This is a genomic window from Spirosoma harenae, from assembly GCF_054776975.1.
The window spans coordinates 1-13,123 of sequence record NZ_BAAHBD010000039.1 but is presented as its reverse complement, the minus strand read 5'-3'; the positions used below and the strand labels follow the sequence as shown (position 1 = coordinate 13,123).

At 47.5% G+C, this 13,123-nt stretch carries 6 protein-coding genes; 3 read left to right on the top strand and 3 right to left on the bottom strand.

Annotation, left to right across the window (positions count from 1 at the left end; genetic code table 11):
* Positions 1 to 162 precede the first annotated feature (162 nt).
* From ACYVE4_RS29995 to ACYVE4_RS29985, 3 genes are all read right to left on the bottom strand, one after another.
* Positions 163 to 627, bottom strand: a complete 465-nt coding sequence (locus ACYVE4_RS29995; RefSeq protein WP_461044108.1) for a hypothetical protein — start codon at positions 625 to 627, stop codon at positions 163 to 165.
* A 29-nt stretch (positions 628 to 656) separates the two neighbouring features.
* Positions 657 to 1,484, bottom strand: a complete 828-nt coding sequence (locus ACYVE4_RS29990) for a DUF6973 domain-containing protein (RefSeq protein ID WP_461044107.1) — start codon at positions 1,482 to 1,484, stop codon at positions 657 to 659.
* A gap of 844 nt (positions 1,485 to 2,328) precedes the next feature.
* Entirely contained in the window at positions 2,329 to 5,736 is a 3,408-nt protein-coding gene (locus tag ACYVE4_RS29985; protein ID WP_461044106.1) for a PA14 domain-containing protein, read from the bottom strand.
* Between the two features lie 604 nt (positions 5,737 to 6,340).
* On the opposite strand from ACYVE4_RS29985, the gene ACYVE4_RS29980 reads away from it, so the two are divergent.
* The 3 genes from ACYVE4_RS29980 to ACYVE4_RS29970 form a co-directional block, all read left to right on the top strand.
* Positions 6,341 to 8,980 carry a hypothetical protein gene (locus tag ACYVE4_RS29980; protein WP_461044105.1) on the top strand — a complete coding sequence of 880 codons (2,640 nt, stop codon included), beginning with the start codon at positions 6,341 to 6,343 and terminating at the stop codon, positions 8,978 to 8,980.
* Complete coding sequence (locus tag ACYVE4_RS29975) at positions 8,901 to 9,905, top strand: hypothetical protein (RefSeq protein ID WP_461044104.1); 1,005 nt, start codon at positions 8,901 to 8,903, stop codon at positions 9,903 to 9,905. Before ACYVE4_RS29980 ends, ACYVE4_RS29975 begins: the two co-directional genes overlap by 80 nt.
* A gap of 9 nt (positions 9,906 to 9,914) precedes the next feature.
* Positions 9,915 to 13,123, top strand: a 3,209-nt coding sequence (locus tag ACYVE4_RS29970) for a hypothetical protein (RefSeq protein ID WP_461044103.1), incomplete at its 3' end; no start/stop codon positions are given.

Genomic DNA, 13,123 nt, shown 5'->3' with positions numbered 1-13,123 from the left:
TTGAGCCATAGTGCTGGTAAAAAAATCCTCCAGTGTACTATTGCAATTCCAGCAAAGCAGGATGAGGATGAAGTATTTGATCATCTCAGTTGAGCTTAATTATCCAGCACTTGTCTGAAAAGGTTCCTAAAGGGGGCTTTCAGGAACCTTTTATTTTCTATGTTACCACAATTCGGACTTAGGCAAAATCTTAATACCACCATGGCCGGGCACTGTAGAGATGTAGGTTCGTGAGGAGTCCTTGGTATCCCAAACGACCGCAGTCATCTGCACTTTTATCCACCCATTCTTGGCGAAGAATGGGTGGTAAATAAACCGCTCCTCGCCAGATTCATCAGCGTCTAAGTATAATTTGAATTTACCTTTTGGTAATTTCATGTAGGTAGAAGCTATAGTTCCCTCCTTATTGGGGAATCCTACAAGCTTAGTCTGCATCTCTAATGCCGCCATAGTATCAAGTTCGCCATCAATTAAGACACTGAACTGGCGTTCAACCAGTACGCCTGGAATCAGCCGGTAGGTCCACGAGGTTGGCTTTGAAACGTCCTGGATGGCGACCTGCTTGTGATCTAAAAAGCAGCCAGAGAGTATACCGCTAAGCAGGATAAGCATTACGTATTTTGGCATCTGAGTATAAGCTTGGATTAATAAAGAGATTAGGGACAGCCGCGAGCGTTTCTCAATGAACCATTGTTCGCCATTGTCCAGACAATGGCCGAGAGATTTCCTCCCTGCGATTGGAATTGATTAAACGCCCGATATCCCCATTCATTATTAAACAGATCCATATAAGCCGCAGCTATTTCAGCATTGTCAGGATCACAAACAAAATTTGTAGGGAGAAGTGAATTGGGATCAATCATCCTATTGCCTTCTCTGGCTTGCCCCAACTGCCTGGCAACAGCGACCGTAAAACTTTGTGCATTTAAGGCATTGAAAAAGGCATGACGATAGGCATTACAAGCATTGTCCTGACAGTTGGTCACGTTGAATCTTACTACGGCCTCTAAAGAAGCGTTGATTGCATTAAGACGAAAGGTGATTTGGTCTTGCCAAGACCTATCGGCTAGAATAGCCCTTTCTGCTGGACTTGTAACGAAAGCATAAGTATCTTCTAAATATTTGTCAAGTAAAACAACAAAGTCCGGCTTATTCCCAGTCTGATTCACATAATCCCGGATTCTATTCATTAAATCGGGATATTTAGCAATAACGGCTTTTTCGTCATCGGTGAAGCTAATGCCTTTGTTCTGTATTTCAGCATAAAAATTTATTAAAGCTCGAATCTCGGGCGTATTCAGATTTGGAGAATCAGTTGGTTGGTTGTTTGGGTCATTGGGATCAGTAGTATTCGGCTTATTACAGTCGTTCGAGGAAGTAATAGGCGAATTCTGAATATTACCCGTAGGCGATATATTGTTAGCCGGTACGACCTTGACGGTTAATTTATGCCCATCTTTGTAAGCGTCGGGTATAGCCCCCACACAAAACCACAGTCGAGTGGGACGTTAGGATTTTTGCCAACGGCAGTACAAACATCGAGTAATAAGGTAATGTTCGTTTTAATGAATTACTTCATTAAAGCCTTCTTTGGGATAGTCGATCAAGTGTTTAAGAAATGATTCGTAAAGCCATAAACCAGTCAGGACCAAGAAGACTTAGCCCTGACTGGTTTATAAATCGCTTTTAGTCTACGTTATACCAAATCTTTCCAAAACTTGCCGCAAAGCGTTCTTGCTCAGCTTGGTTAAGATTATACCCAATAGCAATTCGAAGGCTGTTATGGCGACACCCTGAATCGCCTTGTGGACAACTGGCTTTGCGCAGAAATAAAACGGCATCTGAATTAAGTTGGCAGTATAGCTCGTAGGAAAACGGAATACTACTGTTTTGATTTCTTAGTATCAAGGATTTGAAAAAGTAGGAAAACCGAACCGAACAAAAATATTGTTCCAGAACCTATAAACCAGTAATTTCTAATAATGGATTCTGGGCTTTCAGCGACAAATAATTCGTATCCCTGAAGTATTATGATTGAGCATAATACACCGATACTCATTAATAGTGCAACGCGCCGATAAAGACCCCATTTGAAAATGACTGCCCATAGGTAAAGCCAACTGATTACAACTGGTAAGTAAGCAAGCTTTGTAAAAATTGGCCCAGCTAGTAAAGCCGCTGTAGACCAAATAATAATAGGCCAGTTAAATTTCGAATCATTATAGGTGATGCAAGTAAAGAGCAGAATAATGATTATAATAAGAGCTTTTATAAGCCTAAAGTAATTGTGGACAGTACAGTTATTTGATAGCTTTTTCATTGCAGATCTCAATTACAATTTACACTTTTAGGAGAAACTGAGTTGTCAGTAACGGTGATTTTGTTTCCATATGCAGACTTGTTCTCGCGTAAATCTTGTCCTAAATCAGCCGGATTGTATCCTTTTCCAAGGGGACCAATATAACCTTGTCCGTCAGGAAGGGTGATGTAGGGAGAAATAACCTTGCATGCAAATGTTGTGCAGTTGTTGTCTACTAAGTTGTATTTGGGGCTTCCCAGATTTTTTATTTGATAAATAACATCCTTGAATTGAGAAGCAGACAGGTTCACTTTTAAGGAAACATCGTAGGGAGTTCCACCGTCATCACCCCAATCGCTATCAGTAGATACACTGGTTGCTGCAATCAACTCATTTTTTACATAAAATCCTGCTACTAATCTTATTACTTGATTGGTCGTTGAATCATAACGCTCAAACCCAAGGTAAGTATGGCCTGGTCTTCTATAAGATGCACTGGGATTAAAGTTTGCAATTTCTCTTGTTCCATTAACTGGCTGATCAATATACAATGTGACACTGTATTTGTACTTTGAGTCAGCGGGGACCGTACCGAAACAATTGAGTTTGTCGGCAATATTTATTGGCCGTTCAGGTCCAACTACTACATAGTTATTCAAAAAATATTGGTCACTCAAATCCTTCAAATTAGGGAAATCTTTCCAGGAAGGTGGCCGACTAATTGGATTTGTCGTCGTTGGCTTATTGCAGTCACTTGGAGAGGTGATAGGTGAGTTCTGAATATTACCCGTAGGTGATATGTTGTTAGCCGGTACGACCTTGACGGTTAAACGATGCCCATCTTTGTAAGCGTCGGGAATAGCCCATACAAAGCCACAATCGAGAGGAATATTAGGATTGTTGTTAAAGGCGGCTCGGACGTCGGGCCGTGAGGCTTTGTTCGCTTTTATTGTGGTAACTTTGGTAAATCGCCCGTAGACATCTGCAATGTAAATGTCCAAATACGCATAACCACCATTTTTAGCAAAAGCCCAACCGCTAATTTTGTCACAATCAATGCCCTCTAAGTTGGCTATTGTTGGAATAGGTTGATTTGTGTAAGTTATTTCTGTATCATTAATAGGATTGGTTTCTGGATTGCCTCCACCTCCTCTCGGGTTGTCGGTCAATGGAGTAGAAGGTTCATTTTCAGTTGGTATTGGCCAGATTGTGATTACGATTACCGGTGTTGGACTCCCTTCTTCTTCGCATTCTTCTTCATCTTCCTCAACTTCTTGCGTTTTAGGCTTTTGCTGCTTAGGAACTTTAGGTCGTTTAGGATTTAAATTGGGGCATTTTGTTGGGTTCTTGGGCCAGGGCCAACTTCTAAGGTTACTAGCGTAAACTTGCCCCATCAAATCGGTCCTGATTGTCAAACTGCCGAGTTGATAGTCCCACACATTTCCTCTATTTGCGTCGAATTGGTTAGACCTATCTGTAGGATATAATCGACATCCTGGAACAAGTTGTAGGCTCTGACCTGGATACTCCCAGTAAAGTTGTGATTGGGCTCCTCCTCCAAGGTTTACAAAATCTATGACTATATCATATCGCTGCCCAGCTGTTAGATAAATGCTTCCCTGTTGCCAGGTAGGACCATGACCTGTCCAGTCGTCAATTAGTATTTGCCCGTTTATCCATAAGCGAGTACCATCATCATTGTTAGTTTTGAACGTATAATTTCCGCTAACAGGCGCTTCTATTTGGCCGTACCAACTAATAGAGAATCCATTGGTGGTAACTAAGCCAGGTATAGGGGAACTGGTCCAGTTGAAATTAATTTGAGCATCATTTCGAATCGCTACTAGATTTTTCGATAAATCAGTGCTATTGTTATAGAAACCCGTTAATCCACTACCTGTGCCACAGCCTCCGGTTGGATTATCGACACCACCGCCTACATTTCCTGAACCTGTGCTTGTAGTTGGTGTATTGGTTACCAGATTACAGCCTGTGGTAAAACTAATCGAGATCTGATTGCCCGATTGGCTTATTGAACCTGTCATGGCTCTACCCGTTCGGGCATCACCGGGGAACGTATAGCTAAATACCATATTTGCGTTCACCGAACCCGCGAAAATTCCGGGTAAGCTCAAATTTATAGGTGAGCCGTCACCACCTGTTATCTGATATTGAAGTACGCCAGAATTACAATCATAGCTTACTATTTGGAAAGCCAGAGAGCCGCCCGTTGGGTTAGTAGGTTGTGTTGGCGGATTTGGATTAGAAGGTGGGTTTGAACTACTCGTTAGATTACACCCTGTGGTGAAGCTAATAGCAATTTGATTACCGGACTGATTAGCAGATCCTGTTACGGTCCGACCTGTACGGGCATCGCCGGGAAATGTGTGCGTGGCTACGGTGTTCGCGCTCACTGTGCCTGCAAAGATTCCCGGCAAAACCAGATCAATGGGGGAGCCATTGCCACCGGTTATCTGGTATTGGAGTAGGCCTGAGTTACAGTCATAGCTTACAATCTGGAAAGCCAGATTGCCATTCGACGGATTGTTGGGTTGTGTTGGCGGGTTTGGGTTCGAAGGCGGATTCGGATTTGTTGTTAGGTTGCAACCATTGGTAAAATTGATGTCGATCCGATTACCCGATTGAACAGCGTATCCCGTAACTGTTCTACCTACTCGACCGTCGCCCGGAAAGGTGTAATTCGCCACTACATCAGCGCTCATCGTGCCGCCAACTATGCCCGGCAGTGTTACATCAATAGGTGATCCGTTGCCACCTGTAAACTGATACTGTAATTGTCCAGAGTTACAGTCATACCCTACAATCTGAAATGCTAAAGCACCGGCGGAGCGAGCGCTCTTCTGTTGTTTGGCACCTGCCTCTGCTGAATTGACTTGTACGACCAATCTTGCTTTTTCGACAAACAGACTGGTGGCATCGGCATAGTAGGAGCCACGGAGTAGTCGAAATTCGTTTTTACTACCCGCTTTGCTGAAATAGCCTTTTATCGTATAGGTTACAGTTGGTTGAACCGCTGATAATTCTGTGCCGATATAGTCGGTATAATCTCCACCCGTTTGCACAAATCCTTCCGGTAGAATGGCTTTTAGCCGAAAACCAGTTGAACCAGCCGTTGTAAATAACAAGGCTGAATGGATATTCAGATAGTGGGCTGTTAAGGTGATGGTAACTTCTTCGCCCACTAAAACTATTGGTTTATCCGCTCGGACGAGGAATTTGATTGGATCTGCATCAAATGAATGAACAGGTTGCTCTTTTACTGGTCGGGGTGTCGATGATTTTCGAGACTCTTCGCCTGGTTTATGCGTACCGTCTGTAAAGGAAACAAGGCTGATGCCTAAAAGGAGTAATGAAATTAGTGATCGCCAACTTGGGGATTGGCTTTTCTGAGCATGTGTATGTAATTGTTTTCTCATTAATTGTAGCTTTAATGCGGCTGCAATACTAATGAGTTAGTTGTCTTATTGATATTCGTTGTTTATTAAAATGTCATCAAATTGCCTTTTAAATATATTAATAAAAACGGCAATACACCCAAATGGGCAAATTATTACTGATATATGCTGAAACTTATTATATACTGCTTTATGAGAAGTAGTCTGAAAAATGGGTAGGTACGAAGATTCAAGATAGCAATAGGTGAACGCTGAGATGCGAAAACAAAATCAGCGTTCACAAATCCTATACCAAGCATAGATTGTCCGACCTGACGGTCCGAATTCTACTAGTTCATTAAACTAAGATTGACTGAATTTATCGGTCCAGTCAAGAGAAGAGGGTATTACTGAATTTGTTAAATCAATAACTTAATCGGCTAGCTAATTTTTCAAATTTTCAACGGGAAGAAGAGAATATTCTTATATGTTATTAATAGTAACTTAATCATCATTTGAAATAATATAAGTAATAAATTTTTAAAATATATATTATTTATAGAGAATTATAAAAGAATATAATGGCACATATCTTGCCGATTCACGACAATGAATAGTCGGGATGTATCGGCGATAGAGTCATTGTATGAAATTTTTTTTACTAGCTTTTCTGGTTGGATTTGTTTGTTGTTCATTATTCGCTAAGTCCGCGAATGGCTCGTATGACCCTTCCGGAAACGTGAAGGAAAAGCTTGGTTTAGCCCGAAACGCTACGTCTCCTCCTGCTATTCTCAAGCATACCCGGCTGCATTCAGGCAAACCAATTCTGTCGGGTAAGACCGAAAATCTACAGCCGAATTGGGTAGATGACCCGCGTAGTTTGTCGATTATTGCGCCACTGCCTCTTCCAAAGCCACTCTCATTAGCGTGGCGAAAACCTCTTGGACCGGATCCGATCCGATTTACCCTGCATGCTAGCAAAACATATCTGAAGGTAGGCGAAGAGGTGGATCTGTTAATTACAGCCGAGCTATTACCCATTACACCCAGTCAGCTTTTCTTTTTTGAAAGCCAGCGTTCGTTTAGCGTAAAACTGCTGATACCTGAAGGTTTCGAACAAACGGGCGGAGATTATTATGAATACATTGGCGCCGAACTCCGCCAGGACGGAATAACGTCGATTGCCTACCATCTACGAGGTCGATTTGTTCAGCCAGCGGCCAATGCCAAATTTACCTTACTTCGTGGCCCCAAAGATGCATCAGTTACCAGCTTATTTGAAAAGAAACAGGAACTCCGACTGGAAACCGTGCGTGAGGAACCTGTCAGTCTGGTTGGAGCAAGGCTGGTTGCTGCTACAGATACGGGGTGTCAGCTACTGACCAAACCTATAAGAGTACTGACTGGCCCAACGGTGAAAGGGGCTACCTCCCTAACTGTACTCATCCAGAATGCATCGCCCACGTATGGCTATAGTGCAGACAGCATCACGTTTAGCTCGAACAACGTCCTGCGCGTCACCAAAACATCAGGTTTTTTATTTGTACGGGAATCCAGTCAGCCAGCGTGCTATCGAAAATTAGCCTATACGATCGCTACAACGGGTGGTCAGCAGGCAGGCACCAATGCAATAGGCGTCCAGCCTGGCGGCAGTGAGCCATCCTGTAACGGCCCCTCTGGCTACATCGGCGTAAATCCTGGATCTGGTGTCATTTGTAATCAGTATGCCACCGCTGCACCGGGTGGTTCACAGGCACGGACCTCAGCGTCTGCCATCACCCTAACCGTCACTGGGTGTACCAATAACATTGCCTGGCATGGGAATGGTGTCGAAGGCAGTGGTGGGACTTCGGTAACTATTTACCAACCCGGCTCGTACTACGTTACCTGTGGCACCAGCTTTTGCCCCAACTCCACTAACTATAGTAATGTCGCCACCTTCACTGGCTGCGCCGATCCCTGCGCTGGGCAGAATCGCGATCCCCAATGGAATGATACCGGCCAATGGCGTTGTAACGGCGCTGACGTGCAAATTCTGGTTCGAGATGACAATCCATGCTCATATTCGTATAATAGGACCGAATGGCGAACATTCAGCGCGAACAACTGTGTCTGCAAACAAACCCCAAACTGGCAAAACTCTGAAATTCAATGTAATAACGGAAATCGTCAGTGGAAGCAACACGATTACAATGACTGTACTAATCAGGGAGATCGGTGGGGGGATGTGGTCGAGTATAATACCTGCGCCTGTCGTTCTAATCAGCCTGACTGGCGCAATACGGAAATACAGTGTAACAACGGGAATCGGCAGTGGAAACAGCACGACTTCAACGAGTGCTCCAATCAGGGAGATCGATGGGGGGATGTGGTCGAATACAACACTTGTGCCTGTCGCTCCACCGCCCCCGACTGGCGTAATGCGGTGATTGAGTGTAACAATGGTAACCGACAATGGAAACAGCATGATTACAATGAATGCTCTAACCAGGGGGATCGCTGGGGAAATATTGTGGAATACAATACCTGCGCTTGTCGTTCTACGGCCCCTGACTGGCGCAATACGGTGATTGAGTGTAACAATGGGAATCGCCAGTGGAAGCAGCACGACTTTAACGAATGCTCCAATCAAGGCGATCGATGGGGTGATATAGTCGAGTATAATACGTGTACGTGTCGGTCAACCGCTCCCGACTGGCGTAACACGGAAATTCAATGTAATAATGGAAACCGTCAGTGGCGTCAGCACGACTACAACGAATGCTCTGGTTTAGGGGATCGCTGGGGGGATGTTGTCGAATACAATACCTGCGCCTGTCGCTCTACTGTCCCCGACTGGCGCAATACGGAAATACAGTGCAACAATGGCAATCGGCAGTGGAAACAGCACGACTTTAACGAATGCTCTAACCTGGGAGATCGTTGGGGAGATATTGTCGAAAATAACTCTTGTGCCTGTCGGTCAACGAATGTAGTCTGGGCATGGACGAATGACTACCGTTGCTCACCAACGACGGTCGGTACCAGACAGCGACGACAAATCAATACGAACTCCTGCAATTCGGCTACAGAGCAATGGGTGGATGTCGAAGTCAATACCTGTGATTGCCGGCCTAAACCCGATGCCGGTCCTTACACCCGCATTCTGGAAAAACCCTTTGAGAATGTAGACAGCCAGACCTTGTGTGAGGGAGGCAACATCGCCTTTGGCCTTCGGTCTTTATTACTGGCCGCTTCCTTCGGGTTATATCCAGGAATGGTTCGATCCGGCTGGGAATCTAGGTAAGAAAGACGCCAATTGGGACATCGACAACATCACGCCCGCTCAAGCCGGAAAGTATACCTATAAAGTCACCGATGCCAATGGTTGTGTAGGAACCGCTCAGGTACAGGTCAATGTCACCCCTGCCAGCTACAACGGACGCGTCGATGAGGTAACCTGCATCAAGGTTCGGGGCTGGCTGGTCAACACCACTTGCCAGGAACGATCCAGTAAAGTACGAATTCTCATCGATGGACAGCTCGTGGCCACCATCTGGGCGAACCAGCCTCGACCCGACATTCGGCAGTATGTGCTGGGTCGCACCAGCGGGTTTGATCAATATGGCTATGAATGGACTGTACCAGACCTATTTAAACAGGGTTTTCATTGGGTGACGATCACCGACATGCAGGGCAATCCCCTGGGGAACAGTTCGACCGGGCAACCCTCTACCAGCATAGGCGGGGGGACACCAGCGACCTACGTCATCGCTAATGGGAACCCATTTACTATTGGGTCGCAATTCACCGTCTGTCAGGATAGTCCCATGGCTTTTGGCCTGGATCACTGGCAGGTACCTGGGTACTCTATGCGCTGGAAACTACCTGATGGCACCCTCACACCGGAAAATAAAAATTTAGAGATTAAGGCCATTAAGCAGTCGGGTACCTACACCTATCTGGTCACCGATCCGAGAGGTTGTGCCAGCTCAGCACAGGTGCAGGTCTCCGTTATCCCCGCCAGCTACAACGGTACTTTTGAGGAGGCTACCTGTACGGCTGTGAAGGGTTGGCTGGTCAATTACAACTGCCAGGACCAGTCCAGTCGGGTACGTGTGCTGCTCGATGGGGTGGTGGTCGATACCATTTGGGCCAACCAATCCCGTCCCGATGTTCGCCAGATCGTGTTGGGTCGGACGACCGGCTATGACCAATATGGTTTCAACTAGACCGTTCCAATGATCTACCGCAAGGGACCGCATGCCCTGATGCTGACCGACATGCAGGGCAAACCCCTCAACAACACCCAGGGTAAGCTACTCTACCAGCCTGACACCAAAGCGTACTCCCGCATTCTAGACAAACCCTTTGAGAATGCCTCAACCCAAACTTTGTGTGAAGGTGGCAATTTGGCCTTCGGTCTTTATTACTGGCCGCTTCCTTCGGGTTATACTCAGGAATGGTTCGATCCGACTGGCAAACTGGGTCAGAAAGACGCCAACTGGGATATCCAAAACATTAAACCGGCTCAGGCGGGCAATTATACGTACAAAGTCACCGATAACAATGGTTGTGTAGGTACGGCTCAAGTGCTGGTCAATGTCACCCCAACCAGTTACAACGGACGGGTCGATGAAGTAAGCTGTACCAAGGTTCGGGGCTGGCTGGCCAATGGCTCCTGCCAGGACCGATCCAGTAAAGTACGAATTCTCATCGATGGGGTGGTGGTCGATACCATCTGGGCGAATCAAAGCCGACCCGACATCCGGCAGTATGTGCTGGGTCGGACCAGTGGCTATGACCAGTATGGTTATGAATGGCTGGTGCCGGCTCAGTACCGGCAGGGTACGCACACTGTCGCGGTTACTGACATGCGGGGAAATCCCCTGGGCAACAGTTCGACAGGACAGCCCACAACCAGCCTGGGCGGGGCAACGCCCAAAACGTATGTGATCGCCAATGGAAATCCGTTTACCGTTGGTACCGCCTTCACCGTCTGCCAGGATAGTCCGATGGCCTTTGGTATGGACCACTGGCAAGTGCCGGGCTATATCATGCGCTGGAAACTGCCTGATGGGACTATTACCCCAGATAATCGAAATGTGGAGATTAAAGCCATCAAGCAGTCAGGTGTTTACACTTATATCGTCACTGATCCGACTGGCTGTATCAACTCGGCTCAGGTGACTGTCACAGTCACCCCGGCCAGTTACAACGGTACTTTTGGGGAAGCCACCTGTACCAACGTGACGGGTTGGCTGGTGAACTACAATTGCCAGGACCAATCCAGCCGGGTACGTGTGCTGCTCGATGGGGTGGTGGTCGATACCATTTGGGCCAACCAATCCCGTCCCGATGTTCGCCAGATCGTGTTGGGTCGGACGACCGGCTATGACCAGTATGGTTTCAACTGGACCGTACCAATGATTTACCGAAAGGGACCTCATGCTCTGATGCTGACCGATATGCAGGGCAAATCCCTCAATAATATGCAGGGACGCATGCTCTACCAGCCCGACGCGACCCCCTACTCCCGTATCCTCAATGAGACGTTTACCAGCGCATCTACCCAGACCTTGTGTGAAGCGGATAATATTGCCTTCGGTCTCCACTATTGGCCTTTGGAAAACTTTCCTGGCTATAAACAGGAGTGGTTCGATCCGGCTGGGAACTTGGGCATAACCGACAAAAACTGGGAAATCAAGGCCATCAAATCGGCCCAGGGAGGCTATTATACCTACAAGGTCACTGACAATAACGGCTGTGTGGGTACCAGTAGGGTGTTGGTTAATGTCACTCCAGCCAGCTATAATGGTCGGGTGGATGAAGTAAGCTGCACTAAGGTTAGGGGCTGGCTCAGTAATGCCACCTGTCAGGAACGACCCAGCAAAGTACGTATTCTGATGGATGGGGTGGTGATTGATACCATCACCACGAATCAAAGCCGACCCGATATCCGGCAGTATGTATTGGGTCGCACCACTGGTTTTGATCAGTACGGTTACGAGTGGCTAGTACCGGCTCAGTTCAAAACAGGCCTTCATACAGTTGTCATTACCGACATGCAGGGCGCTCCGCTGGGCAACAGCTCAACGGGGCAGGCCAGTTCCAGTCTGGGCAGTGCTCCTCCACAAACGTATGTGATCGCCAATGGAAATCCCTTCACTATTGGTACTCAATTTACTGTTTGTCAGGGGAGCTCGATGGCGTTTGGTCTGGACCATTGGCCTGTACCGGCAGGGTATATACAACGGTGGAAATTACCTGATGGGACTATCACGCCGGATAATCGAAATGTGGATATACTCGCTGTAAATCAGGGTGGTACGTATACGTGCATGGTTACTGATCCGGCTGGCTGTGTCAATTCCACACAGGTGCAGGTAACGCTTAAACCTGCACCCTCAGCCCCCACGCCCATTCGGCTCAATGGGGGTGCCAGCAACACCTTCTGTGCAGGTACAGGGGTTCTCTTGACGGGTCAGTGCCCCAGCGGTACCCCCTTGTGGACGTACATCAATGGGCCAGTACCCGGAGCCGGTTCCACCAGTACTAATGCCAGCATTGGCCATCCTGGTCAGTATCCAGTCGGTATGTATCGCTATAGCCTGGCCTGTCAACAGGCAGGTTGTACCGGCCCAGCCCAAGTGGTGGATGTGGTCATCTTCAGCCCACCGGCTCCTTCCCCCATTCGGCTCAATGGGGGTACCAGTAGTACGTTCTGTGCAGGCACTGGCATAGTCCTAACGGGTCAGTGCCCCAGCGGGACTCCCGTCTGGACGTATGTCAATGGGCCGGTGCCCGGAGCAGGCTCCATCAGTACCGATGCTATCATTGGCCATCCAGGCTATTACCCAGCTGGCACCTACCGCTATAGTCTGGCCTGTCAGCAAAATGGCTGTACCGGTCCGGCTCAGATTGCGGATATAATCATTCTCAATCTCCCTGTAGTGAGTATTGCGGGGAATCTAACGGCCTGCCAATCAACCTCTTTAACAGCCAGTGGAGCCAGCACTTATGGCTGGTCGACTGGCGCGACTACCCCCACCATCAGTGCTTCCGCGAGTGGACCCTATAGCGTGACGGGCCGCGATGCCTATGGTTGCTCAACGATATCGACGGTGAATGTGCAGATCCTGTCATTGCCCACTTCACTGAGCCTGTCGGCCCAACTGGCGGGGACATCGACAGCCCAAAGTCTGACCCTGACGGCCACTGGCTGTCCGGCTGGCAGTACCGTCCGATGGAGTGGCCCTGCCAACACCTCTGCCACGGGTAGTAGTTGGATCATTTCGTCGTTCACCCAGACCAGCAATTACTCTGCCTACTGCCAGGCTGGTACTGGTTGTGCGGGCGCATTGACCACGCTCAACGTCCCGTTCAATGCGCCACCAGCCCCTATCATTCGTACCAATCGAACCTCGCTCTGTTCCGGCGACTCGGTCAC